The following is a 26,164-nucleotide window of genomic DNA, read 5'->3' on the forward strand; positions in this document are numbered from 1 at the left end:
AGGGAAGGGCGATTATGCGGTGACCGGTGAGGTCGCGACGCGTGCCGGGGCCGGTTCGCCAATCGGCAGCACGGTGCGGCCGTATTGCTCGTTGAGCACTTCGGCCATCGCCAGGTAAATGGCGCTGGCGCCGCAGATGATGCCTTCATAACCGGCGAAGGTCAGCAGCGCGTGGTTGCCGGTGATGTTGCCGACGGCCAGCAGGGCGAACAGCAGCGTGAGGCTGGCGAACACGAACTGCAGTACGCGGTTGGCGCCCAGGGTGCCGAAGAACATGAACAGGGTGAAGATGCCCCACAGCGCCAGGTAGATGCCCAGCACGTGCGCCTCGGTGGCCTCAGCCAGGCCCAGACGCGGCAGCAGCAGCAGGCCGACCAGGCTCAGCCAGAAGCTGCCGTAGGCGGTGAAGGCGGTCATGCCGAAGGTGTTGCCCTTCTTGTATTCCAGCAGACCGGCCAGGATCTGGGCCAGGCCACCGAAGAAAATCCCCATGCTGATGATGGCGGAGTTCAGTGGGAAAAAGCCCGCGTTGTGCAGGTTCAGCAAGACGGTGGTCATCCCGAAGCCCATCAGGCCGAGAGGGCCGGGATTCGCCAACTTGTTGGTGTGCATAAGTCCTCTGCGATAACAGAAAATTAACGGAAACAGCGAAGTAAAATAATAAATGGTCTGAATGGCCAAAAAATCGAAGTTTTCCACCAGAGCGCGCGCATCATAATGATCCCCGCAGCCGGAAACAATGATCTGAATGACGATAAAAAAAGAAATTTTTTTCGCCTTGCCCCTTGATGCCGGATTGGATGGCCCCATCTTATTTGCAACCGCAGCTGCTAACCGCGGGTCGCACTGAGATATCGGGCAGTTGAAAAGCAAAAAATCGCCCGCATATAGGTTAGCAACCTGACTGATTATGAATTTTTTAGTGGAGACGTTTAGATGGGCAAAATTATTGGTATCGACCTGGGTACTACCAACTCTTGCGTAGCAATTATGGATGGTGCCAAGGCACGCGTGCTGGAAAACGCCGAGGGCGACCGCACCACTCCTTCTATTATCGCATATACCCAGGACGGTGAAACTCTGGTTGGCCAGCCGGCTAAGCGTCAGGCAGTGACCAACCCTGAAAACACCCTGTTCGCCATCAAGCGCCTGATCGGTCGCCGCTTCCAGGATGAAGAAGCGCAGCGCGACAAAGCGATCATGCCGTACAAAATCGTCGAAGCCGACAACGGCGACGCCTGGCTGGAAGTGAAAGGCCAGAAAATGGCTCCGCCGCAGATCTCTGCGGAAGTGCTGAAAAAAATGAAGAAAACGGCGGAAGATTACCTGGGCGAACCGGTAACTGAAGCGGTTATCACCGTACCGGCTTACTTCAACGACGCCCAGCGTCAGGCGACCAAAGACGCCGGCCGCATCGCGGGTCTGGAAGTAAAACGCATCATCAACGAACCGACCGCTGCGGCCCTGGCCTACGGCCTGGACAAAGAAGTCGGCAACCGCACCATCGCGGTTTATGACCTGGGCGGTGGTACTTTCGATATCTCCATCATCGAAATCGACGACGTTGACGGCGAAAAAACCTTCGAAGTGCTGGCGACCAACGGTGACACCCACCTGGGTGGCGAAGACTTCGACAGCCGTCTGATCAACTACCTGGTGGAAGAGTTCAAGAAAGATCAGGGTATCGATCTGCGCAACGATCCGCTGGCGATGCAGCGCCTGAAAGAAGCTGCTGAGAAAGCGAAGATCGAACTGTCTTCCGCTCAGCAGACCGACGTTAACCTGCCGTACATCACTGCAGACGCGACCGGTCCAAAACACATGAACATCAAAGTGACTCGCGCCAAACTCGAGTCGCTGGTTGAAGATCTGGTTGCGCGCTCTATCGAGCCGTTGAAAGTGGCGCTGAAAGACGCAGGCCTGTCGGTTTCCGACATTCAGGACGTGATCCTGGTGGGCGGCCAGACCCGTATGCCAATGGTGCAGAAGAAAGTCGCAGACTTCTTCGGCAAAGAACCGCGTAAAGACGTGAACCCGGACGAAGCGGTTGCCGTGGGCGCGGCGGTACAGGGCGGCGTGTTGGCCGGTGATGTGAAGGACGTTCTGCTGCTGGACGTGACCCCGCTGTCGCTGGGTATCGAAACCATGGGCAGCGTGATGACGCCGCTGATCACCAAAAACACCACGATCCCGACCAAGCACAGCCAGGTGTTCTCTACCGCTGAAGACAACCAGTCTGCGGTAACCATCCACGTGCTGCAGGGTGAGCGTAAGCGCGCCAGCGATAACAAATCTCTGGGCCAGTTCAACCTGGACGGCATCCAGGCGGCACCGCGCGGCATGGCGCAGATCGAAGTGACCTTCGATATCGATGCCGACGGCATCCTGCACGTGTCTGCCAAAGACAAGAACACCGGCCGTGAGCAGAAGATCACCATTAAGGCATCTTCTGGCCTGAACGAAGACGAAATCCAGAAAATGGTGCGCGACGCCGAGCTGAACGCTGAAGCCGACCGCAAGTTCGAAGAGCTGGTGCAGACGCGTAACCAGGCGGATCACCTGATCCACGGCACGCGCAAGCAGCTGGAAGAAGCGGGCGACAAACTGCCGGCGGAAGACAAAACGGCGATCGAAGCGGCGCTGAAAGATCTGGAAGCGGCGGTGAAAGGCGAAGATAAAGCCGAGATCGAAGCGAAGACTCAGGCTCTGGTGCAGGTTTCCGGCAAACTGCTGGAAATGGCTCAGGCGCAGCAGGCTCAGCAGGGTGCTGACGCCGGCGCGGACAACGCGGCGCAGAAAGACGACGACGTGGTTGACGCTGAGTTCGAAGAAGTTAAAGACAAAAAATAATCGCCCTTAAGCGGGCACGGGGCGGCCGAGGTGCCGTTCCCGGAAACCAGCACGGGCGTCGAGGCAACTCTGCGCCCGTGCACGCATGTTAAGGGTAAGTAAAAGAATGGCGAAGAAAGACTATTACGAGATTCTCGGCGTCAGCAAGACGGCGGATGAACGTGAGATCAAAAAGGCGTACAAACGCCTGGCGATGAAATACCATCCTGACCGCAACCAAGAACAAGACGCCGAAATCAAGTTTAAAGAAGTTAAAGAAGCTTACGAAGTCCTGACCGACGACCAGAAACGCGCGGCCTACGACCAGTATGGGCACGCGGCCTTTGAACAGGGCGGCATGGGCGGCGGCGGCTTTGGCGGCGGTGCCGACTTCAGCGATATCTTTGGCGACGTGTTTGGCGACATCTTCGGCGGAGGCCGCCGTCAGCGCGCCAGCCGCGGTTCCGATCTGCGCTATAACATGGAGCTGACCCTCGAGGAAGCGGTACGTGGCGTCACCAAAGAGATCCGCATCCCGACGCTGGAAGAGTGCGACGTCTGCCACGGCAGCGGCGCCAAGCCGGGCAGCTCGCCGGTGACCTGCCCAACCTGTCACGGCCAGGGCCAGGTGCAGATGCGCCAGGGCTTCTTCACCGTGCAGCAGGCGTGTCCGCACTGCCATGGCCGCGGTCAGATCATCAAAGATCCGTGCAACAAGTGCCACGGCCACGGCCGGGTAGAGAAATCCAAAACGCTGTCGGTGAAAATTCCGGCCGGCGTCGATACCGGCGACCGCATCCGCCTGGCGGGTGAAGGCGAAGCCGGCGAGCACGGCGCACCGGCGGGCGATCTGTACGTTCAGGTGCAGGTGAAGGCGCACCCGATCTTCGAGCGTGAAGGCAATAACCTGTACTGTGAAGTGCCGATCAACTTCGCCATGGCGGCGCTGGGCGGCGAGATTGAAGTGCCGACGCTGGACGGCCGGGTGAAACTGAAGGTGCCTTCGGAGACCCAAACCGGCAAGCTGTTCCGCATGCGCGGCAAGGGTGTGAAATCGGTGCGTGGCGGCAGCCAGGGCGACCTGCTGTGCCGCGTGGTGGTGGAAACCCCGGTCAATCTGAACGACAAGCAGAAGCAGCTGCTGCGTGAGCTGGAAGAGAGCCTGGGTGGCCCGTCCGGCGACAAGAACAGCCCGCGTTCGAAGAGCTTCTTCGACGGGGTGAAAAAGTTCTTTGACGACCTGACTCGCTAACCTGCTGTTTCTGTTGGTTTATGTTCTAACCCCGGGCGTTTGTCCCGGGGTTTTTATTTGCACGCCATGCCCCTAATTCCCTATAAATAATGTGACTTATTCGTGCTTTTGATCGGTTTTATCGAGCTATTTAGCATTTATAAACTTATTTTTTCGAACTAAAACGCCCTCTATACTCACTTCATGACTGTGGTTTGCAGGGCGCTACGCCCTGCACAGATTTGGAGAGACGTACTGTGACCAATATCATTCGTCAATTTTTACGTCAGGAAGCTGCGGGCGGCATCATTCTGATCGCGGCGGCAATCGTCGCCCTGATCATGGCCAACACCCCGGCGCAGGGGATCTATCAGGCATTCCTTAACCTGCCGGTGATGGTGAAGATTGCTTCGCTGGAGATCGCCAAGCCGCTGCTGCTGTGGATCAACGATGGCCTGATGGCCATCTTCTTCCTGGTGGTGGGGCTGGAGGTCAAGCGCGAGTTGATGCAAGGCTCGCTGTCCGGGCGCGACAAGGCGGTGTTTCCGGCGATCGCCGCGCTGGGGGGCATGCTGGCGCCGGCGCTGATTTACCTGTTGTTCAACGGCGCGGATGAAGTCACCCGCCAGGGCTGGGCGATCCCGGCCGCGACTGATATCGCCTTCGCGCTGGGCGTAATGGCGCTGCTGGGCAACCGGGTGCCGACCAGCCTGAAAGTGTTCCTGCTGGCGTTGGCGATCATCGATGACCTGGGCGTGATTATCATCATCGCGCTGTTCTACACCCACGAAGTGTCGATGGTGGCGCTGGGCGTGGCGGCGGCGGCGACGGTGCTATTGGCGGTAATGAACTGGCGTGGCGTGGGTAAAACCTCGCTGTATATGATGGTCGGCCTGGTGTTGTGGGTAGCGATCCTCAAGTCCGGGGTGCATGCGACGCTGGCCGGGGTGATCGTCGGCTTTATGATCCCGCTGAACGTGAAGAAGGGGCCGTCGCCGTCGGAAACGCTGGAACATGAGCTGCACCCCTGGGTTGCGTTTATGATCCTGCCGCTGTTCGCTTTCGCCAACGCCGGGGTTTCTTTGCAGGGCGTATCGCTGGAAGGATTGACGTCGCTGCTGCCGGTTGGGATTGCGGCCGGCCTGTTTATCGGTAAGCCGCTGGGGATTTTCCTCTTCAGCCTGCTGGCGGTGAAAATGGGCATCGCCCGTTTGCCTGAAGGCATCGGCTTCAAACAGGTGTTTGCCGTTTCGGTGCTCTGCGGCATTGGTTTCACCATGTCGATTTTTATCGCCTCGCTGGCGTTCGGCGATGCGGATGCGGCGCTCAGCACCTATTCCCGCCTGGGGATCTTGTTGGGCTCCACCGCTGCGGCGGTGGTAGGGTATGGATTGCTGCGTCTGGCGTTGCCGCGCGTACGTTAATCCTGAATGTGCCCGGTAAGGGCACATAATAAAATGGCTGGTCGGAGCTGTACGGTATAAAATATGTGCAGCTTCGGCCGTTGTTCGTTGGGACTAATGGGGCTATACGTTGTCTGAAGCAGGGAAAGGAAGTTTGTCGCTCGTCACGGCACACCGTTTGCCGCTGCGAAACGTTGTTAAGGAGAGCCGCTCGTGAGGATGTCGCATATCAACTTTAATCACCTTTACTATTTCTGGCAGGTCTGCAAGGCCGGTTCCGTGGTCGGTGCCGCCGAAGCGTTGTTTCTGACGCCGCAGACCATCACCGGCCAGATCAAAGCGCTGGAAGAGCGCTTGGACGGCAAGCTGTTCAAACGTCAGGGGCGCGGGTTGGTGCCTTCAGAGCTGGGGCAACTGGTGTTTCGTTATGCCGACAAGATGTTTATGCTCAGCCAGGAAATGCTGGATATCGTCAACTACCGCAAAGAGTCGAATCTGCTGTTCGACGTCGGCGTGGCCGATGCGCTGTCGAAGCGCCTGGTCAGCCAGGTATTGGAAACGGCGGTGGTGGTGGACAACGAACAGATCCACCTGCGCTGCTTTGAATCGACGCACGAGATGCTGCTGGAGCAGCTCAGCCAGCACAAGCTGGATATGATCCTGTCGGATTGTCCGGTGGACTCCAGCCAGCAGGAAGGGCTGTTCTCGCTGAAGCTGGGCGAGTGCGGCATCAGCTTCTTCTGCCGCCAGCCGGCGCCGGAGCTGCCGTTCCCGGCTTGTCTGGAGCAGCGCAAACTGCTGATCCCCGGCCGCCGCTCGATGCTGGGGCGCAAGCTGCTCAACTGGTTCAATACGCAGGGTATTCAGGTGGAGATCCTGGGCGAGTTCGACGATGCGGCGCTGATGAAGGCCTTCGGCATGTATCACAATGCGATTTTCGTGGCGCCGACGTTGTATGCGCAGGATACCTACAACGATGACAACGTGGTGGAGATTGGGCGCATCGACAGCGTGCAGGAGGAGTATTACATCATCTTCGCCGAGCGCATGATCCAGCATCCGGCGGTGCAGCGCGTGTGCAACAAAGATTTTTCTGCGCTGTTTTCCTGCTAGCGGTTCACTGAACGCAGGACGTAAAAAAACCGGCCTGAGCCGGTTTTTTTATCAAGCAGATAACGAAATGCTTATTGCATTGCGTTGATGCGTGCAGTCAGGTTTGACTTATGACGCGCTGCTTTGTTTTTGTGGATCAGGCCTTTAGCTGCCTGACGGTCCACCAGTGGCTGCATTACCAGGAATGCAGTTTGTGCTGCTTCTTTGTCGCCAGCTGCGATAGCTGCGTCTACCTTCTTGATGAAGGTACGCACCATTGAGCGACGGCTTGCGTTATGCTTGCGGCGTTTCTCAGACTGTACGGCGCGTTTCTTAGCTGATTTGATATTAGCCAAGGTCCAACTCCCAAATATATTCTATTGAGGACAATTCAAAGGCCGAGGAATATGCCCTTTTAGCCTTCGTTTGTCAATGGATTTGTGCAAATAAGCGCCGTTTGTACAGGCGGCACTCGCTACGTTGTGATGGCGCAGGATTTTACCAGCTTCGCTCTTGGGAATACAGTGTTTCGCGAGAAAATTCGCCAATGTTTTGCCGCGGCGGGCGCAAGCCGTTGGCTGCGGTCGAGAATCGGCCCGGCGGCGCCGGATAAACTGCGGTGAAGCCGTTTCACGCGCAGATTATCTCCGGTATGGTGTGTCTATTACATAAAGGCACCAATCGCGGGTTAACCTTACCGGCTGTACAAGGTATAATCCGCCGATTTCCACTGTTTTGAGCCAGCTATGGAGCTAATTCGCGGCATTCACAATATCCGGGCGCGCCACCATGGTTGCGTGCTCACCATCGGCAACTTTGACGGCGTGCATCGCGGTCATCAGGCGTTGCTGGAGCAGTTGAAGCAACAAGGGCAACGCCTCGGGCTGCCGGTGATGGTCATGATCTTTGAGCCGCAGCCGCTGGAGATGTTCGCCGCAGACAAGGCGCCGGCCCGCTTGACGCGCCTGCGCGACAAGGCCAACTACCTGGCGCAGGCGGGCGTCGATTACCTGCTGTGCGTCAAGTTCGATCCGCGTTTTGCCGCCAACACCGCGCAGGCGTTCGTCGCCGAGCTGCTGGTGGAAAAACTGGGCGTCAAATTCCTGATGGTGGGGGATGATTTTCGCTTTGGCGCCGGGCGCCAGGGCGATTTTCCGCTATTGCAGCAGGCCGGAAAAGAGTACGGCTTCGAGGTGGTCAGCACCCCGACCTTCCGCGAAGGCGATCGGCGCATCAGCAGCACCGCGATCCGCACCGCGCTGAGCGAGGACGATCTGCCGCTGGCGGAGACCCTGCTGGGCCACCCGTACAGCATCTCCGGGCGCGTGGTGCATGGCGACGAGCTGGGCCGCACCATCGGCTTCCCGACCGCCAACCTGCCGCTCAAGCGCCTGGTGGCGCCGGTGAAAGGGGTGTATGCGGTGGAAGTGTACGGCCTGGGGCCGCAGCCGCTGCCGGGCGTGGCCAATATCGGTACGCGCCCGACCGTCGCCGGCGTGCGCCAGCAGCTGGAAGTGCATCTGCTGGATGTCACAATGGATCTTTACGGGCGCCATATTGAGGTGGTGCTCCGCGCAAAATTGCGCAATGAACAGCGGTTTGCTTCGCTCGATGCCCTGAAGCAGCAAATCGCCAATGATGTGGTGACGGCCCGGAAGTTCTTCGGGCTACAGACACCGGTTTAATCTCTATAGCCGAAAACGGAACCGAGAATCTAATGAGTGACTACAAGAATACCCTGAACTTGCCGGAAACAGGGTTCCCGATGCGCGGCGATCTCGCCAAGCGCGAACCTGGCATGCTGCAACGTTGGTATGAACAGGATCTGTACGGGATTATTCGTACTGCCAAAAAGGGCAAAAAAACCTTCATTTTGCATGACGGCCCTCCGTATGCGAACGGCAGCATTCACATTGGTCACTCGGTTAACAAGATTCTCAAAGACATTATCATCAAGTCGAAAGGGATGGCCGGCTTCGACTCGCCTTATGTGCCGGGTTGGGACTGCCACGGCCTGCCGATCGAACTGAAGGTTGAACAGCTGTACGGCAAGCCGGGCGAGAAGCTGACGGCGGCCGAGTTCCGCCAGAAGTGCCGCGAGTACGCGGCCGAACAGGTTGAAGGCCAGAAAAAGGACTTCATCCGCCTGGGCGTGCTGGGCGACTGGGATCGTCCGTACCTGACCATGGACTTCAAAACCGAAGCCAACATCATCCGCGCGCTGGGCAAGATCATCAGCAACGGCCACCTGCTGAAAGGCGCCAAGCCGGTTCACTGGTGCACCGACTGCGGATCGTCGCTGGCGGAAGCGGAAGTGGAGTATTACGACAAGACTTCGCCGTCGATCGACGTGACTTTCCATGCGGCCGACGCGGCTGCCGTGGCGGCCAAGTTCGGCGTGAGCAACTTCAGCGGCGCCATCTCCCTGGTTATCTGGACCACCACCCCGTGGACACTGCCGGCCAACCGCGCGATCTCGCTGCACCCGGACTTCACCTATCAGCTGGTGCAGGTTGACGGCCAGTGCCTGATCCTGGCGGCCGAGCTGGTGGAAAGCGTGATGAAACGCGCCGGCATCACCGAATGGACGGTGCTGGGCAGCTGCAAAGGCGCCGATCTGGAGCTGCTGCGCTTCAAACACCCGTTCATGGACTTCGACGTGCCGGCAATCCTCGGCGAGCATGTGACCCTGGACGCCGGTACCGGTGCGGTGCACACAGCGCCGGGTCACGGCCCGGACGACTTCGTGATCGGCCAGAAATACGGCCTGGAAGTGGCCAACCCGGTAGGGCCGAACGGCTGCTACCTGACCGGCACCTACCCGCTGCTGGACGGCAAGTTCGTCTTCAAGGCCAACGATCTGATCGTCGATCTGCTGCGCGAGAAAGGCGCGCTGCTGCACGTCGAGAAGTTCCTGCACAGCTATCCGTGCTGCTGGCGCCACAAGACGCCAATCATCTTCCGCGCCACGCCGCAATGGTTCATCAGCATGGATCAGAAAGGCCTGCGCCAGCAGTCGCTGGAAGAGATCAAAGGCGTGCAGTGGATCCCGGATTGGGGCCAGGCGCGCATCGAAATGATGGTGGCCAACCGCCCGGACTGGTGCATCTCGCGTCAGCGCACCTGGGGCGTGCCGATGTCGCTGTTCGTGCATAAAGAAACCGAGCAGCTGCACCCGCGCAGCGTTGAGCTGATGGAAGAAGTGGCCAAGCGCGTCGAGCAAGACGGCATTCAGGCCTGGTGGGATCTGGACGCCGCCGACATCCTCGGCGCGGACGCCGCCGACTACGTGAAAGTGCCGGATACGCTGGACGTGTGGTTCGACTCCGGTTCCACCCACGCTTCGGTGGTCGACGTGCGTCCTGAGTTCCACGGCCACAGCGCCGACATGTATCTGGAAGGCTCCGACCAACACCGCGGCTGGTTCATGTCATCGCTGATGATCTCCACCGCGATGAAAGGCAAGGCGCCTTATAAAGAAGTGCTGACCCACGGCTTCACCGTTGACGGCCAGGGCCGCAAGATGTCCAAGTCGATCGGCAACACCGTCAGCCCGCAGGACGTGATGAACAAGCTGGGCGGCGACATTCTGCGTCTGTGGGTGGCGTCGACCGATTACACCGGCGAGATTGCGGTGTCCGACGAGATCCTCAAGCGTTCCGCCGACTCTTATCGCCGCATCCGCAACACCGCGCGCTTCTTGCTGGCCAACCTGAACGGGTTCGAGCCGAGCACCGATTGCGTGGCGCCGGAAGACATGGTGGTGCTGGATCGCTGGGCGGTCGGCCGTGCGCTGGCGGCGCAGCAGGATATCGAGCAGGCTTACGCCAACTACGATTTCCATGAAGTGGTGCAGCGTCTGATGCAGTTCTGCTCGGTCGAGATGGGCTCCTTCTACCTGGATATCATCAAGGATCGTCAGTACACCGCGAAGAGCGACAGCGTCGCCCGCCGCAGCTGCCAGACCGCGCTGTATCACATCGTGGAAGCGCTGGTGCGCTGGATGGCGCCGATCATGTCGTTCACTGCGGACGAGATCTGGGGCTTCATGCCGGGCAAGCGCGCGCAGTACGTGTTCACCGAAGAGTGGTACGACGGCCTGTTCGGGCTGGCGGAAGGCGAGCCGATGAACGACGCTTTCTGGGCCGAGCTGCTGAAAGTGCGCGGCGAAGTGAACAAGGTGCTGGAGCAGGCGCGTGCCGACAAACGCCTCGGCGGTTCGCTGGAAGCGGCGGTAACGCTGTATGCCGACAGCGAGCTGGCGGCGCGCCTGAACAGCCTGCAGGATGAGCTGCGCTTCGTGCTGCTGACCTCTGCGGCGAGCGTGGCGCCATTGGCGGAGGCGCCGGCCGACGCGCAGGCTTCCGAGCTGCTGAAAGGGCTGAAGATCGCCTTCAGCACGGCACCGGGTGAGAAGTGCCCGCGCTGCTGGCATTACACCACCGATATCGGCCTGGTGGCGGAGCATGCAGACATCTGCGGCCGCTGTGTAAGCAACGTCGCCGGTGACGGCGAGAAGCGTAACTTTGCCTGAGAACTCGCGCCTGATGAGTAAATCAATTTGTTCGACCGGCCTGCGTTGGCTGTGGGTTGTGGTGGCGGTGCTGGCGCTGGATTTCGGCAGCAAGCAGTGGATCCTCGCTAACTTTACTCTGGGCCAGTCCCAGCCGTTGATCCCGTCGTTCAACCTGTTTTACGCGCGCAACTACGGCGCCGCGTTCAGCTTCCTCGCCGATCACGGCGGCTGGCAGCGCTGGTTCTTCGCCGGCATCGCCATCGCCATCGTTGCGGTGCTGCTGGTGATGATGTACCGCAGTGCGGCGCAGCAGAAGCTGAACAACATCGCCTACGCCTTTATCATCGGCGGGGCGCTGGGCAATCTGTTCGACCGCCTGTGGCACGGTTTCGTGGTCGATTTCATCGACTTCTACGTCGGCGACTGGCACTACCCGACCTTCAATCTGGCGGACAGCTTTATCTGCGTGGGCGCGGCGATGATCGTGCTGGAAGGTTTCCTGTCGCCGGCGAACAAAAGCGCAAAGAGTAAAGGTGAGTAATATGACGGCTCAGGTTATCAGTGACAGCGCGGTGCTGGTTCACTTTACGCTGAAACTGGAAGATGGTTCGACCGCCGAATCCACCCGCAGCAGCGGCAAGCCGGCGCTGTTCCGCCTGGGTGACGGCAGCCTGTCGGCGCCGCTGGAAGCGCAGCTGCTCGGCCTGCGCGCGGGCGACAAATGCGCCTTTACCCTGCAGCCGGAAGCGGCGTTCGGCGCGGAGAACCCGGATCTGGTCCAGTTCTTCTCGCGCCGCGACTTCGCGGAAACCGGCGTGCCGGACGTGGGCACCATCATGCTGTTTACCGCCATCGACGGCAGTGAAATGCCGGGCGTGGTGCGCGCGGTGGCGGAGGATTCAATCACCGTCGATTTCAACCATCCGCTGGCGGGCCATCCGGTGACCTTCGATATCGAAGTGCTGGAGATCGATCCGCAGCAGGAGGAGATGCATGCAAATATTGCTGGCTAACCCGCGCGGCTTCTGCGCCGGGGTTGATCGTGCGATCAGCATCGTGGAACGCGCGCTGGAGCTGTATGGCGCGCCGATCTACGTGCGGCATGAAGTGGTGCACAACCGCTACGTGGTCGACAGCCTGCGTGAGCGCGGCGCGGTGTTTATCGAAGAGATCGCCGAAGTGCCGGACGGCTCTATCCTGATCTTCTCGGCGCACGGCGTTTCTCAGGCGGTGCGTGCCGAAGCCAAGGCGCGCGATCTGACCATGCTGTTCGACGCCACTTGCCCGCTGGTGACCAAGGTGCATATGGAAGTAGCGCGCGCCAGCCGCCGCGGCACCGAAGCGATCCTGATCGGCCACGCCGGGCATCCGGAGGTGGAAGGCACCATGGGCCAGTACAGCAACCCGCAGGGTGGCATGTACCTGGTCGAATCGCCGGAAGACGTGTGGAAGCTGCAGGTGAAAGACGAAAACAACCTGTGCTTCATGACGCAGACCACGCTGTCGGTGGATGATACCTCGGACGTGATCGACGCCTTGCGTCAGCGTTTCCCGAAAATTATCGGGCCACGTAAGGATGATATCTGCTACGCCACCACCAACCGTCAGGAAGCGGTGCGCAACCTGGCCGGCGATGCGGACGTGGTGCTGGTGGTGGGGTCGAAGAACTCCTCCAACTCCAACCGTCTGGCGGAACTGGCGCAGCGCGTCGGCAAACCGGCTTATCTGATCGACTCGGCGGCGGATATTCAGGAAAGCTGGCTGAGCGAAGCGCGCAATATCGGCGTTACCGCCGGCGCCTCGGCACCGGACGTGCTGGTGCAGGAGGTGATCTCTCGCCTGAAAGCGCTGGGTGGCCTGGACGTGCATGAAATCAGCGGGCGTGAAGAGAACATCGTGTTTGAAGTGCCTAAAGAGCTGCGCGTGGACGTTCGTCAGATCGACTGACATGCGCCGGCGGATGACAACGGGGAGCTTAGGCTTCCCGTTTTTTTTGGAAAGCGCGCCGCGTAAAAAAATAATATTCCATGCATATTCAAATTTTCTGCTAACTAAAGTCAAATTTATTCTGAGTATTTGAAATAACGTCGATGTGATTAATTATATAGGCTGGCGAAAAGTCATTAATAAAAATATCATTAGGCTGCAATCTAAATGGGGCCTGGTGTTGGCAAGGTGATTACAATAATTACAATAATAGATGTTGCAGATGTTTCTTATTTTATTTCTGCCGAATATGTTCTACGGCGCTTAATCCCTTCTCCTGCAAATAGAGTTTCATATGTTCAAGCAATCGTCTGACTTTTAATGGCTGGATCTCCCTGCGCGGCATAATGGCATAGCAATTAATTTCCGGTAACCGCCAATCGGGCAATATTTCAATCAGCTCGCCGCTGCGCAATTCACGTTCAACGTTGGCGAAGAAATTGCGAATGATACCCTTGCCGGTCAGCGCCAACTCCTTCATCGCCATACCGCTGTTGGTGAACAAGCGCCCGGTCATACGCATGCGGTGTTCACCGCCGTTGCGATGGATCAGACGGACAAACTGCGGGTTGCCGAGCGGCGTAAAGGTGACCCATTGGTGGTGCGTCAGCGCCTGCGGCGAATCCGGCACGCCGTGATGCGCCAGGTAAGCCGGCGAAGCGCACAGCACTTCGCGGCAGCCCGCCAGCCGCGTGGAAACGTAGCTGGAGTCGGCCAGCACGCCGCCGCGTATCGCCAGATCGATGCGCTGCGTGATGAGATCTATCTTCTCATCGTGAATTTCCAGCCGCAGCGTGAGACGGGGATGTTCGTCGAGAAAACTTTGCAGCGCCGGCACCAGATAGTGAGTGGCGAATTCGGTGGAGGTGGCGACGCGCAGCTCACCGACCAGTTCGCCGCGCAGCGCGGCGATCCGTTGTTGGCCACGTTCGGCGGCGTGGATCATCAGCAGGCAATCTTCATAAAAGCACAATCCGGCTTCGGTCAGACTCAATGAACGCGTCGATCGCAGCAGTAATTGAATGCCCAGATGTTCCTCCAACTGGCGAATATGCTGGCTGACGGCGGAAGTCGTCATGCCCAATTCTTTTGCCGCCATGCTGAATGCGCCGCAATCGACCACTTTTGAGAAAATGGCCATGCGTTTTAAAATATTGCTCATAGTTTGTTAAGCACAACTTAACCAAGATTGTGAATTATACGGGCTAATAATATAGCACTATCTCTTCTATATTGCCTGAAGCACATAAACGCCGGGCTGATTATTATTTCGCAGAGTTTTTTCTCTTTTTGATAAATCTTATTGCGCTTATCAATAATGCACCCGCGCCACATCGCAACAGGAGCTCATTGTGGACAGCGTTCAGAAAGAAGAAATATCGTTAAAAATCCTACGTGAATTATTGCAATACCGCCGCCGCTTCCCCGGCGACGATACCTCGATTGCCGAAGAAGAACGGCGGGTCACTCAGGTGCAATTGCCGCGCATTCGGGCATTCATTGAAAACGAGCAACGTATCGAATTCGTGCTGCCGGCCTTTCCCACCAAGTCGCCCAACACCAACAAGGTGATCGGCGCGGTGCCGGACATGGCGGAGCGGCTGTCGCTGATCTTCCTCAACTCGCTGTGCCAGCGCATTCAACTCTATTACCCGCCGGGGGCGCATATCGTTATCTGCTCCGACGGCCACGTGTTCGGCGATCTGATCCGCGTCAGCGATGAAGCGATCAACCACTATCAGCGTGAGATTGAAAGCCTGCTGCATGAAGTGGGCGCGACGCACCTGAGCGTGTTCAACCTCGGCGACGTCAAAGGCCTGGCGGAACATACCGATGATTACGATCTGCTGCGCCGGCTGTTGGTGGAGGGCTATGCCGAATCGGAAGAGGCGATCAAGCAACAGCTGATGCAGGACGAACAGGGCCTCTTGCTGTACCGCGCCATCACGCGCTTCCTGTATGAAGACAGCCAGCTGCCGGGCTACAGCGGTTCCAACGCCGCGCTGCAGAAAGACGCCAAACAACGCGCCTGCGGCGTGATCCAGCGCAGCTGGGCCTGGGGCAACCTGCTGGCGCAGCATTTCCCGGCGGCGATCCGCCTGTCGATTCACCCGCAGCCGGCCGACAGCCTGAAAATGGGCATCCACATGATGCCGACCAAAGACGACTGGCTGACGCCGTGGCACGGCGTGGCGGCCAACGTGAACGGCCAGTTCGTGCTGATGAAGCGTAAAGACGCGCAGAGCCTGGACGGCGAACTGGTGGAGATCCGCGGCACGCCGAGCCATTACCTGATCGAACAACCGCAGATGGCCTGAGGCCGTGGCGGGCTTTTGCGCCCGAAATCCTGGCGGGCGCGTTTTTGACGGCACGTTGCCGTGTGAGCAGCACATTCGATGCAAGGAGAATCACCGATGAACAACCAACCGCTTAATTGCCATATTCAACCGAATACCCCGTTCGGCGCGATCCTGACGCCGCAGCATCCGGGGCAAAAGATCGGCGAGCTGCCGGTGGCGGCGCTGCGGGCGCTGGCGCAGGAACACCACTTGCTGGTGCTGCGCGGATTCGACTCGGGTTTCAGCGAGGCGGAAGTTCTGACTCGCTATGCCGAGCAGTGGGGCGAGATCATGATGTGGCCGTTCGGCGCGGTGCTGGACGTGAAGGAACATCCGGACGCCAAGGATCATATTTTCGACAGCAGCTACGTCCCGCTGCATTGGGATGGCATGTATAAGCCGACCATCCCCGAGTTCCAGCTGTTCCACTGCGTGGCGGCGCCGTCGCCGGACGAAGGCGGATGCACCACCTTCGTCGACACCACGCGGCTGTTGGCCAATGCGGAAGAAGCGCTGCTGGATCAGTGGCTGTCGGTCTCGATCACCTACCGCATCAAGCAGGTGGTGCATTACGGCGGCGAAGTCTGTTCGCCGCTGGTGGTGCAGCACCCGAACGGCAGGGGCTTGATCATGCGCTACAATGAACCGCCGACGGAAGGGAAAAAATTCCTCAACCAGCATGCGCTGGAATATCACGGCGTGCCGGAACAGCAGCAGGAACAGTTCCACCACACTCTGCAGCAGCATCTGTACGATCCGCGTCACTATTATGCCCACCAATGGCAACAGGGCGACGTGGTGGTGGCGGACAACTTCTCGCTGTTGCACGGCCGTGAAGGTTTTACTGCCCGTTCCGCGCGTCATTTGCAGCGCGTGCATATTCAGAGCAACCCGGTGTGCGCCAATCTGGCGCTGAAGCCGGCCAACGCAGAAGCGTAAAGGAGCATTATGGCAAGGATACTGATGGCGGCGGTCGCCACTCCGGGGCACGTCTACCCGATGTTAGCCATCGCTCGCCACCTGATTGCCCAAGGGCATCAGGTGCGGGTGATGACCGGCGCGCTGTTTCGCGAACGCGCCGAGGCGGCGGGCGCGAGCTTCGTGCCGTTCGACGCGCAGGTGGATTTCGATTACCGCCACCTGGAAGAGCACTTCCCCGAGCGCGCCGCGCTGCCGCCGGGCAATGCGCAGATGGCGCTGGCGCTGAAGGATTTCTTCGCCGCACCGATCCCGTTGCTGGATCGGCAGCTGCGTGCGGCCATCGCCGCCGAAAAGACCGATCTGCTGATGGTGGAGAACTGCTTCTACGGCGTGCTGCCGCTGCTGCAGTCCGCCGCGCGGCCGCCGGTCTTCGGTATCGGCGTTACGCCGCTGTCGTATTCTTCGCGCGACGCTATTTTTTATGGTCCGCGTATCCCCCCGGCGCTGTTGCCGCAGGCGTTGACCCGTGAGCAGCTGGTGGATGAGGAAACGCGCGTGCTGATCGATGACGTGCAGCAGAGCTTCGATGCGGCGCTGCTGCAGGCGGGCGGACGGGCGCTGGATCGCCCGTTCACCGACGCGCTGATCGGCGGCTGCGAGCGTTTCCTGCAGCTGGCTACCACGGCGCTGGAATATGAGCGTGACGATCTGCCGAGCGGCGTGCGATTCGTCGGCCCGCTGCGCAGCGGCGGCCAGCCGGCGGCGGAAGAGTCGCTGTGGGAGGCGGACGATCGTCGGCCGCTGGTGATCGTGTCTCAGGGCACGCTGGCCAATGTCGATCTGCATCAGCTGATCGTGCCGACGCTGCAAGCGCTGGCGCATCTGCCGGTGCGGGTGCTGGCCACCACCGGCGGACGGGCGACGGAAGGGCTGATGGACGCGCTGCCGGGCAATGCCCGAGTGCGGGAGTTTATCTCCTTCGAACGCTGGCTGCCGGAGACGGCGCTGCTGATCACTAACGGCGGCTACGGCTCGATCAACTATGCGCTGGACAGCGGCGTGCCGCTGATCGTCGCCGGCACCGGCGAGGACAAGCTGGAGGCGGCCGCGCGCGTGGTGGCCGCCGGCTGCGGCATCAGCCTGCACACCAGCACGCCGAGCGCCGAACAGATCCTGGCGGCGGCGACGCGCATTCTGCAGCAGCCGATCTATCGGCAACGTGCGGCGCTGGTGCGTGAGGACTATGCCCGCCACGACGCGCTGACGGCGATCGCCAACGAAGTGGCCGCCATTACCGCCTGACCTCGCCGCTCTTCCTTCCCCAGGCGCCGTTTTCGGCGCCTTTTTTCCGCATTTTTTTGCGATGGAAACTGCATGATTATGTACAATCGTCGCAGGCCGCCAAATCGGTTGAATGTTAATCTCACGACAGCGCCGCTGATGAAAGCGGGGGAATATCATAATTTTCTAATTATGAAATGAATCCTCTGGCGACGCTGAAGCGGGGCGGTTACCCTGAATCGATAGCCTAATGGGATAGGCGTCAAATCAAGAAGAGAGCAAGCATGAGTGATACACAAATCCGCATTGCGATTGCGGGCGCCGGCGGCCGGATGGGCCGTCAGTTGATCCAGGCGGTGCAGCAGGCGGAAGGCGTGGTATTGGGGGCGGCGCTGTCGCGCCCGGGTTCCAGCCTGATCGGCGTCGACGCCGGTGAGATGGCGGGCATTGGCGCGCTGGGCGTCAAGGTGAGCGACAGTCTGGAGAAGGTGGCGAACGAGTTCGATATTTTGATCGACTTCACCCGCCCGGAAAGCACCCGGGGCTACCTGGATTTTTGCGTGGCGCACCACAAGGCGATGGTGATTGGCACTACCGGCTTCGATGACGCCGGCAAGCAGGCGATCCGCGATGCGGCGCAGCATATCGGCATCGTGTTCGCCGCCAACTTCAGCGTCGGCGTCAACCTGGTGCTGAAACTGCTGGAGAAGGCCGCGCAGGTGATGGGCGACTATACCGATATCGAAATCGTTGAGGCGCACCACCGCCACAAAGTGGATGCGCCGTCGGGCACGGCGTTGGCCATGGGTGAAGCGATCGCCGGCGCGCTGGGGCGCGATCTGAAAAGCTGCGCGGTCTATGCGCGCGAAGGCCATACCGGCGAGCGCGATCCGAAAAGCATCGGCTTTGCCACCATTCGCGCCGGCGACATCGTCGGCGAGCACACCGCGATGTTCGCTGACATCGGTGAACGGGTGGAAATCACCCATAAAGCCTCCAGCCGTATGACTTTTGCCAGCGGCGCGGTGCGCGCGGCTTCCTGGTTACATAACCGTGATAAAGGTCTGTTTGATATGCACGACGTGTTGAATTTGGACCAATTATAATTGATTTGCATACCATCGTGATGTGGTTGTATTGATCATAATGATATGATAATCGGACAATAAATTTATTGTCCTTTTTTTTAACATGAAAAATGGAGTGTTGGTGTGTTTTTGTTGTCGTAATTGTTATTTATCGATAATTATCTCGCTAATCACCCCGTTTTCATCCACCAGATCCCATTTCAGCGTCTTTTTAAGCCCATTCTGGCGCCATTTTCCGTCATTCAGCTTCGCAACCGTTTTCCAGCCTCGGTTTTCTGTGTTTTTATCGACGCTCAAGCCTCATGAGCGCCGAGAACTGCAAAAATAAAACAAAAAACGGCAGTTTGGGTAGACAAGCCGGGCACTCATCATTAAAATGCGCCCAATTTGCCAAAAATTGGCCTCGCGGACGGTTTTTGCATTGATTTAGATCGCGATATCTGAATTAATATGCAAATATTGTGATTGATTATTCCTCGGAGGATGTTTTGATAAAGTCAGCGCTATTGGTTCTGGAAGACGGAACCCAATTCCACGGTCGGGCCATCGGGGCAGAGGGAACGGCAGTGGGGGAAGTGGTCTTCAATACGTCGATGACCGGTTATCAAGAAATCCTCACTGATCCTTCCTATTCCCGCCAGATCGTTACTCTTACTTATCCTCATATCGGCAATGTCGGCACCAATGCTTCCGACGAAGAATCCTCCGCAGTACACGCCCAAGGCCTCGTCATTCGTGACCTCCCGCTGATCGCCAGCAACTACCGCAACGAAGAAAGCCTGTCCGACTACCTCAAGCGTAACAACATCGTGGCGATCGCCGATATCGATACCCGTAAATTAACCCGCCTGCTGCGCGAGAAGGGCGCCCAGAACGGCTGCATCATCGCCGCCGACTCGCCGGACGCCGCGCTGGCCCTGGCCAAGGCGCAAGGTTTCCCGGGGTTGAAGGGCATGGATCTGGCGAAAGAGGTCACCACCCAAGAGGCCTACAGCTGGCAGCAAGGCAGCTGGACGCTTGAAGGCGACCTGCCTGAAGCCAAGACCGCCGCGGAACTGCCGTTCCACGTGGTGGCTTACGACTACGGTGCCAAGCGCAACATCTTGCGCATGCTGGTGGATCGCGGCTGCCGCCTGACCGTGGTGCCGGCGCAGACCCCGGCCGACGAGGTGCTGAAAATGAGTCCGGACGGCATCTTCCTGTCCAACGGCCCGGGCGACCCAGAGCCGTGCGACTACGCCATCGCCGCCATCAAACAGTTCCTGGAAACCGACATTCCGGTGTTCGGCATCTGCCTGGGCCACCAGCTGCTGGCGCTGGCCAGCGGGGCGAAAACCATGAAGATGAAGCTCGGCCACCACGGCGGCAACCACCCGGTGAAGGATCTGGACAACAACACCGTGATGATCACCGCGCAGAACCACGGCTTCGCCGTCGATGAAAACAACCTGCCGGCGAACCTGCGCGTCACGCACAAATCGCTGTTCGACCACACGGTGCAGGGCATTCACCGCACCGACAAAGCGGCGTTCAGCTTCCAGGGTCACCCGGAAGCCAGCCCAGGCCCGCACGATGCCGCGCCGCTGTTCGATCACTTCATCGAACTGATTGAGACTTACCGTTCTAACGCCAAATAATCAGGAGCAGTAAAAAATGCCAAAACGTACAGACATAAAAAGCATCCTGATCCTCGGCGCTGGCCCGATCGTTATCGGCCAGGCGTGTGAGTTCGACTACTCGGGTGCCCAGGCGTGTAAAGCGCTGCGCGAAGAGGGTTACCGCGTCATTCTGGTCAACTCCAACCCGGCGACCATCATGACCGACCCGGAAATGGCCGACGCGACCTACATCGAGCCGATCCACTGGGAAGTGGTGCGCAAGATCATCGAAAAAGAGCGCCCGGATGCGGTGCTGCCGACCATGGGCGGCCAGACGGCGCTGAACTGCGCGCTGGAGCTGGAGCGTCAGGGCGTGCTGGCCGAGTTCGGCGTGACCATGATCGGCGCCACCGCCGATGCGATCGACAAGGCCGAAGACCGTCGCCGTTTCGACGTGGCGATGAAGAAAATCGGTCTGGACACCGCGCGTTCCGGCATCGCGCACACCATGGAAGAAGCGCTGGCGGTCGCCGCTGACGTCGGCTTCCCGTGCATCATCCGCCCTTCCTTTACCATGGGCGGCACCGGCGGCGGCATCGCCTACAACCGCGAAGAGTTCGAAGAGATCTGCGAACGCGGCCTGGATCTGTCGCCGACCAAAGAACTGCTGATCGACGAATCGCTGATCGGTTGGAAAGAGTACGAGATGGAGGTAGTGCGCGATAAGAACGACAACTGCATCATCGTCTGCTCCATCGAAAACTTCGACGCCATGGGCATCCACACCGGCGACTCGATCACCGTCGCACCGGCGCAGACCCTGACCGACAAGGAATACCAAATCATGCGCAACGCCTCGATGGCGGTGCTGCGTGAGATCGGCGTCGAAACCGGCGGCTCCAACGTGCAGTTCTCGGTCAACCCGAAAACCGGCCGCCTGATCGTTATCGAAATGAACCCGCGCGTGTCGCGCTCTTCGGCGCTGGCGTCGAAAGCCACCGGCTTCCCTATCGCCAAGATCGCCGCCAAGCTGGCGGTGGGCTACACCCTCGATGAGCTGATGAACGACATCACCGGCGGCCGCACCCCGGCATCGTTCGAACCGTCTATCGACTACGTCGTGACCAAGATCCCGCGCTTCAACTTCGAGAAGTTCGCTGGCGCCAACGACCGCCTGACCACCCAGATGAAGTCGGTCGGCGAAGTGATGGCCATCGGCCGTACCCAGCAGGAGTCGCTGCAAAAAGCGCTGCGCGGTCTGGAAGTGGGCGCCACCGGCTTCGACCCGAAAGTGAGCCTGGACGATCCGGAAGCGCTGACTAAAATCCGCCGCGAGCTGAAAGACGCCGGTTCCGACCGCATCTGGTACATCGCCGACGCCTTCCGCGCCGGGCTGTCAGTTGACGGCGTCTTCAACCTGACCAATGTCGACCGTTGGTTCCTGGTGCAGATTGAAGAACTGGTGCGCCTGGAAGAGCAGGTGGCCGAAGCGGGCATCAACGGCCTGGACAAAGCGTTCCTGCGCACCCTGAAGCGCAAGGGCTTCGCCGATGCGCGTCTGGCCAAGCTGGCCGGCGTCGCCGAGAGCGAAATTCGCAAGCTACGCCACAGCCACGGCCTGCATCCGGTGTACAAGCGCGTGGATACCTGCGCGGCGGAATTCGCCACCGACACCGCCTACATGTACTCCACCTATGAAGAAGAGTGCGAGTCCAACCCGACCAACGACCGGCCGAAAGTGATGGTGCTGGGCGGCGGGCCGAACCGTATCGGCCAGGGCATCGAGTTCGACTACTGCTGCGTGCACGCCTCGCTGGCGCTGCGCGAAGACGGCTACGAGACCATCATGGTCAACTGCAACCCGGAAACTGTCTCCACCGACTACGACACCTCCGACCGCCTGTACTTCGAGCCGGTAACGCTGGAAGACGTGCTGGAAATCGTGCGCATTGAGAAGCCGAAGGGCGTGATCGTGCAGTACGGCGGCCAGACCCCGCTGAAGCTGGCGCGTGAGCTGGAAGCCGCGGGCGTGCCGATCATCGGCACCAGCCCGGACGCCATCGACCGCGCCGAAGACCGCGAGCGCTTCCAGCAGGCGGTCAACCGCCTGGGCCTGAAGCAGCCGGCCAACGCCACCGTCACCGCCATCGAGCAGGCGGTGGAGAAGGCGGCGGGCATCGGTTATCCGCTGGTGGTGCGCCCTTCCTACGTGCTGGGCGGCCGGGCGATGGAAATCGTCTATGACGAAACCGACCTGCGCCGTTACTTCCAGACTGCGGTCAGCGTGTCCAACGATGCGCCGGTGCTGCTGGACCGCTTCCTGGACGACGCGGTGGAAGTGGACGTCGACGCCATCTGCGACGGCGAGCGCGTGCTGATTGGCGGCATCATGGAGCACATCGAGCAGGCGGGCGTGCACTCCGGCGACTCCGCGTGTTCGCTGCCGGCGTACACCCTGAGCCAGGACATTCAAGACGTGATGCGTCGCCAGGTGGAAAAGCTGGCGTTCGAGCTGCAGGTGCGCGGCCTGATGAACGTGCAGTTCGCGGTGAAAGACAACGAAGTCTACCTGATTGAAGTGAACCCGCGCGCCGCGCGCACCGTGCCGTTCGTGTCCAAAGCGACCGGCGTGCCGCTGGCCAAAGTGGCCGCGCGCGTGATGGCGGGCAAAACGCTGGTTGAGCAGGGCGTGACCGAAGAAATTATCCCGCCGTACTACTCGGTGAAAGAAGTGGTGCTGCCGTTCAACAAATTCCCGGGCGTCGACCCGATTCTGGGGCCGGAAATGCGCTCTACCGGGGAAGTGATGGGCGTGGGCCGCACTTTCGCGGAAGCTTTCTCCAAAGCGATGCTGGGCAGTAACTCGGGCATGAAGAAGCAGGGCCGCGCGTTGCTGTCGGTGCGTGAAGGCGACAAGGCTCGCGTGGTCGATTTGGCCGCCAGCCTGCTGAAGCAGGGCTTCGAGCTGGATGCCACCCACGGCACCGCGGTGGTGCTGGGCGAAGCGGGCATCAACCCGCGCCTGGTCAACAAGGTGCACGAAGGGCGTCCGCACATTCAGGACCGTATCAAAAACGGCGAGTACACCTACATCGTCAACACCACGGCCGGCCGTCAGGCGATTGAGGACTCCAAGCTGATTCGCCGCAGCGCCCTGCAGTACAAGGTGCACTACGACACCACGTTGAACGGCGGCTTCGCTACCGCGATGGCGCTGAAAGCGGATCCGACCGAGCAGGTGACGTCGGTGCAGGAAATGCACGCGCGCATCGGCAAGTAACCGCGCGATAACACTACGCCAGGGGCGCTGCAGTTCAATGCAGCGCCCTTTTTTATTCAGCGAATTTGTCGGCAGGCGTTAAAAATTTCCGCTATCAATCAGTGGCCAAACTGTCACCCTGTGTGATTGGTATATGCTTGGTGTATTGGCAAGGAACGAAGGAACGACGATAACAATGATTCTGATAATTTACGCTCACCCGTATCCCCGGCATTCGCATGCCAATCAGCGCCTGCTGCAGGCGGTGAGGGATCTCCCCGAGGTAGAGGTGCGCTCGCTGTATGAGCTGTACCCCGATTTCAATATCGATATCAACGCCGAGCAGCGGGCGCTGGAGCGCGCCGACCTGGTGGTGCTGCAGCATCCGATGCAGTGGTACAGCTTCCCGCCGCTGTTGAAGCTGTGGATCGACAAAGTGCTGGAGCACGGCTGGGCCTACGGCCACGACGGCAACGCGCTAGTGGGTAAAGACTGCCTGTGGGCGGTGACCAGCGGCGGCGACGAGCACCACTTCGAGCTGGGCGACTTTCCCAACTTTGCTGCGCTGGCGCAGCCGCTGCAGGCCACGGCGATCTACTGCGGCATGAACTGGCAACCCTATTTTGCCGTACATAATACTTTTACCTGCAACGAACCGGCGCTGCTCGCCGCCGGCGAAGCCTACCGGCAGCGGTTGGTCGACTATCTGATGGAACATGCCGAAGCGGAAACTCGGGAGGCCAGCCATGGATAATCACCACATGATGATCGAGGGGCTGATCTACCTCGGCTCCGCCGCGCTGTTCGTGCCGATCGCGGTGCGTCTGGGGCTGGGCTCGGTGCTCGGCTACCTGATCGCCGGCTGCATCATTGGCCCCTGGGGGCTGAAGCTGGTGTCGGACGCCGAGTCGATCCTGACCTTCGCCGAGATCGGCGTGGTGCTGATGCTGTTTATCATCGGCCTGGAGCTGGATCCCAAGCGGCTGTGGACGCTGCGCGCCTCGGTGTTCGGCGGCGGCAGCATTCAGATGGTGGGCTGCGGCCTGGCGCTGAGCGCCTTCTGTTACTTCCTCGGCCTCAACTGGAAGGTGGCGCTGCTGATCGGCCTGACGCTGGCGCTCTCATCCACCGCCATTGCCATGCAGGCGATGAGCGAACGCAATTTGACGCCGTCGCCGATCGGCCGCAGCGCGTTTGCGGTGCTGCTGTTCCAGGATATCGCGGCGATCCCGCTGGTGGCGATGATCCCGCTGCTGGCCAGCAGCGGCGCCACCACCACGCTGGGCGCTTTCGTGCTGTCGGCGGCCAAGGTGGTGGGCGCGTTGACGATGGTGGTGCTGCTCGGCCGCTACGTCACCCGCCCGCTGCTGCACTTCGTCGCCCGTTCGGGCATGCGCGAAGTGTTCAGCGCCGTGGCGCTGTTCCTGGTGTTCGGTTTCGGCATCCTGCTGGAGATGGCCGGGCTGTCGATGGCGATGGGGGCGTTCCTCGCCGGGGTGCTGCTGGCGAGCTCGGAATACCGCCACGCGCTGGAGAGCGATATTCAGCCGTTCAAAGGGCTGCTGCTGGGGCTGTTCTTTATCGGCGTCGGCATGTCGATCGACTTCGGCACGCTGTTCCATCACCCGCTGCTGATCGCCTCGCTGTTGCTGGGCTTTATGCTGATCAAGGCGGCGCTGCTGTGGCTGATTGGGCCGCTGCTCGGCGTGCCGAAGCGCCAGCGCGGCCTGTTTGCCATTCTGCTGGGGCAGGGCAGTGAATTCGCCTTCGTGATCTTCAGCGCCGCGCAGCTGGCCGGCGTACTGCCGGTCGAATGGGCCAAATCGCTGACGCTGGCGGTGGCGCTGTCGATGGCGGCCACGCCGCTGCTGTTGGTGATCGCCGCGCAGCTGGAGAAAAATGCGCCGAAAGAGGAGCGCCCGGCGGACGTCATCGACGACGAAAATGCCAGCGTGATCATCGCCGGCTTCGGCCGTTTCGGCCAGATCGCCGGCCGCTTGCTGCTGGCCAACGGCGTACACACCGTGGTGCTGGATCACGATCCGGACCATATCGAAACGCTGCGCAAATTCGACACCAAGGTGTTCTACGGCGACGCCACGCGCGCCGATCTGCTGGAGGCCGCTGGCGCCGCCCACGCCAAGGTGCTGATCAACGCCATCGATGACGTGGAAGACAGCCTGGCGCTAACCGAGCTGGCCAGGCAGCACTTCCCGCATCTGAAGGTGGTGGCACGGGCGCGCGACGTCGATCACTGGTATCAGCTGCGGCAGCTTGGGGTGGAAAAACCGGAGCGCGAAACCTTCGAAAGCTCGCTGCGCGTCGGCCGTGAAACGCTGGAGCTGCTGGGGCTGGACGCCTATGAGGCGCGCGAGAAGGCGGACACGTTCCGCCGCTATAACCTGAAGATGCTGGAAGACACGCTGGAGAATTATCAGGACACCGAGTTCCGCATCGCCAGCCTGCAGCGGGCCAAGGAGATGCTCAGCGCGGCCATCGAGCAGGATCAGAATCGGCTGGCGCGGGTGCAGCAGACCGGCTGGCGCGGCAGTATCGACGGCAAGGCGCCGGAGGACGAGGTGGTGGAAGCCAAAGGATAAGAGTAGGGGCGCCAGATCGGC

At 60.0% G+C, this 26,164-nt stretch carries 21 protein-coding genes; 17 read left to right on the top strand and 4 right to left on the bottom strand.

From position 1 onward, the window contains the following. Nucleotides 1–12 precede the first annotated feature (12 nt). The gene (satP, locus tag ACK3CV_RS03800; RefSeq protein WP_033638663.1) at nucleotides 13–612 is read right to left on the bottom strand and encodes an acetate uptake transporter; all 600 of its coding nucleotides are present in this window, start codon (nucleotides 610–612) and stop codon (nucleotides 13–15) included. 324 nt (nucleotides 613–936) lie between these two features. Between satP and dnaK the strand changes: the two genes are divergently transcribed. The 4 genes from dnaK (at nucleotide 937) to nhaR (ending at nucleotide 6,576) form a co-directional block, all read left to right on the top strand. Further along, on the top strand, nucleotides 937–2,850 hold the full coding sequence (gene dnaK, locus ACK3CV_RS03805; RefSeq protein ID WP_004932972.1) for a molecular chaperone DnaK: 1,914 nt from the start codon (nucleotides 937–939) through the stop codon (nucleotides 2,848–2,850). Between the two features lie 106 nt (nucleotides 2,851–2,956). Next, nucleotides 2,957–4,081 (top strand): molecular chaperone DnaJ, encoded by a 1,125-nt coding sequence (dnaJ, locus tag ACK3CV_RS03810; protein WP_033637051.1) that lies wholly within the window; start codon nucleotides 2,957–2,959, stop codon nucleotides 4,079–4,081. Between the two features lie 236 nt (nucleotides 4,082–4,317). After that, complete coding sequence (gene nhaA / locus ACK3CV_RS03815; RefSeq protein ID WP_033649145.1) at nucleotides 4,318–5,484, top strand: Na+/H+ antiporter NhaA; 1,167 nt, start codon at nucleotides 4,318–4,320, stop codon at nucleotides 5,482–5,484. A gap of 192 nt (nucleotides 5,485–5,676) precedes the next feature. Further along, nucleotides 5,677–6,576 (top strand): transcriptional activator NhaR, encoded by a 900-nt coding sequence (nhaR, locus tag ACK3CV_RS03820; RefSeq protein WP_004932962.1) that lies wholly within the window; start codon nucleotides 5,677–5,679, stop codon nucleotides 6,574–6,576. Nucleotides 6,577–6,647: 71 nt separating this feature from the next. On the opposite strand, the gene rpsT is transcribed toward nhaR, so the two are convergent. Further along, nucleotides 6,648–6,911, bottom strand: a complete 264-nt coding sequence (gene rpsT / locus ACK3CV_RS03825) for a 30S ribosomal protein S20 (RefSeq protein WP_033637053.1) — start codon at nucleotides 6,909–6,911, stop codon at nucleotides 6,648–6,650. 390 nt (nucleotides 6,912–7,301) lie between these two features. Here rpsT and ribF point away from each other — a divergent pair, with 390 nt between their 5' ends. From ribF to ispH, 5 genes are read left to right on the top strand one after another with little or no spacing between them, the layout of a single operon-like run. Then, the gene (ribF, locus tag ACK3CV_RS03830) at nucleotides 7,302–8,240 is read left to right on the top strand and encodes a bifunctional riboflavin kinase/FAD synthetase (RefSeq protein WP_033649147.1); all 939 of its coding nucleotides are present in this window, start codon (nucleotides 7,302–7,304) and stop codon (nucleotides 8,238–8,240) included. 32 nt (nucleotides 8,241–8,272) lie between these two features. Continuing rightward, nucleotides 8,273–11,089, top strand: a complete 2,817-nt coding sequence (gene ileS, locus ACK3CV_RS03835; RefSeq protein WP_164039383.1) for an isoleucine--tRNA ligase — start codon at nucleotides 8,273–8,275, stop codon at nucleotides 11,087–11,089. A gap of 13 nt (nucleotides 11,090–11,102) precedes the next feature. Continuing rightward, the gene (gene lspA / locus ACK3CV_RS03840) at nucleotides 11,103–11,612 is read left to right on the top strand and encodes a signal peptidase II (protein ID WP_041033196.1); all 510 of its coding nucleotides are present in this window, start codon (nucleotides 11,103–11,105) and stop codon (nucleotides 11,610–11,612) included. A 1-nt stretch (nucleotide 11,613) separates the two neighbouring features. Further along, nucleotides 11,614–12,084 carry an FKBP-type peptidyl-prolyl cis-trans isomerase gene (gene fkpB, locus ACK3CV_RS03845; RefSeq protein WP_033637057.1) on the top strand — a complete coding sequence of 157 codons (471 nt, stop codon included), beginning with the start codon at nucleotides 11,614–11,616 and terminating at the stop codon, nucleotides 12,082–12,084. Then, on the top strand, nucleotides 12,065–13,018 hold the full coding sequence (ispH, locus tag ACK3CV_RS03850) for a 4-hydroxy-3-methylbut-2-enyl diphosphate reductase (protein WP_033637058.1): 954 nt from the start codon (nucleotides 12,065–12,067) through the stop codon (nucleotides 13,016–13,018). The genes fkpB and ispH overlap by 20 nt, the downstream gene beginning before the upstream one ends. Before the next feature lie 274 nt (nucleotides 13,019–13,292). On the opposite strand, the gene ACK3CV_RS03855 is transcribed toward ispH, so the two are convergent. Further along, complete coding sequence (locus tag ACK3CV_RS03855; protein WP_033637060.1) at nucleotides 13,293–14,219, bottom strand: LysR family transcriptional regulator; 927 nt, start codon at nucleotides 14,217–14,219, stop codon at nucleotides 13,293–13,295. 190 nt (nucleotides 14,220–14,409) lie between these two features. Here ACK3CV_RS03855 and pvcA point away from each other — a divergent pair, with 190 nt between their 5' ends. From pvcA to dapB, 4 genes are all read left to right on the top strand, one after another. Beyond that, nucleotides 14,410–15,375, top strand: a complete 966-nt coding sequence (gene pvcA, locus ACK3CV_RS03860) for an L-tyrosine isonitrile synthase (RefSeq protein ID WP_164039388.1) — start codon at nucleotides 14,410–14,412, stop codon at nucleotides 15,373–15,375. Nucleotides 15,376–15,471: 96 nt separating this feature from the next. Beyond that, nucleotides 15,472–16,335, top strand: coding sequence for a TauD/TfdA dioxygenase family protein (locus ACK3CV_RS03865; protein WP_164039392.1), 864 nt, complete (start codon nucleotides 15,472–15,474; stop codon nucleotides 16,333–16,335). Between the two features lie 24 nt (nucleotides 16,336–16,359). Continuing rightward, entirely contained in the window at nucleotides 16,360–17,619 is a 1,260-nt protein-coding gene (locus ACK3CV_RS03870) for a glycosyltransferase (RefSeq protein WP_489009805.1), read from the top strand. Between the two features lie 263 nt (nucleotides 17,620–17,882). After that, nucleotides 17,883–18,704 carry a 4-hydroxy-tetrahydrodipicolinate reductase gene (gene dapB / locus ACK3CV_RS03875; protein WP_164039394.1) on the top strand — a complete coding sequence of 274 codons (822 nt, stop codon included), beginning with the start codon at nucleotides 17,883–17,885 and terminating at the stop codon, nucleotides 18,702–18,704. A 126-nt stretch (nucleotides 18,705–18,830) separates the two neighbouring features. On the opposite strand, the gene ACK3CV_RS03880 is transcribed toward dapB, so the two are convergent. Beyond that, a complete protein-coding gene (locus ACK3CV_RS03880; RefSeq protein WP_154067215.1) occupies nucleotides 18,831–18,983 on the bottom strand; it encodes a hypothetical protein in 153 nt (50 codons plus the stop codon). Between the two features lie 191 nt (nucleotides 18,984–19,174). On the opposite strand from ACK3CV_RS03880, the gene carA reads away from it, so the two are divergent. From carA to kefC, 4 genes are all read left to right on the top strand, one after another. Then, nucleotides 19,175–20,323 carry a glutamine-hydrolyzing carbamoyl-phosphate synthase small subunit gene (gene carA, locus ACK3CV_RS03885; RefSeq protein WP_164141297.1) on the top strand — a complete coding sequence of 383 codons (1,149 nt, stop codon included), beginning with the start codon at nucleotides 19,175–19,177 and terminating at the stop codon, nucleotides 20,321–20,323. Nucleotides 20,324–20,339: 16 nt separating this feature from the next. Beyond that, on the top strand, nucleotides 20,340–23,564 hold the full coding sequence (carB, locus tag ACK3CV_RS03890; protein WP_164141299.1) for a carbamoyl-phosphate synthase large subunit: 3,225 nt from the start codon (nucleotides 20,340–20,342) through the stop codon (nucleotides 23,562–23,564). 175 nt (nucleotides 23,565–23,739) lie between these two features. Then, nucleotides 23,740–24,297, top strand: coding sequence for a glutathione-regulated potassium-efflux system oxidoreductase KefF (gene kefF / locus ACK3CV_RS03895; RefSeq protein ID WP_033637069.1), 558 nt, complete (start codon nucleotides 23,740–23,742; stop codon nucleotides 24,295–24,297). Beyond that, nucleotides 24,290–26,143: a glutathione-regulated potassium-efflux system protein KefC gene (kefC, locus tag ACK3CV_RS03900; protein ID WP_033637070.1), complete on the top strand. Its 1,854-nt coding sequence runs from the start codon at nucleotides 24,290–24,292 to the stop codon at nucleotides 26,141–26,143. The genes kefF and kefC overlap by 8 nt, the downstream gene beginning before the upstream one ends. The last annotated feature ends 21 nt before the right edge of the window (nucleotides 26,144–26,164 follow it).

The organism is Serratia sp. TSO36 (assembly GCF_057808395.1).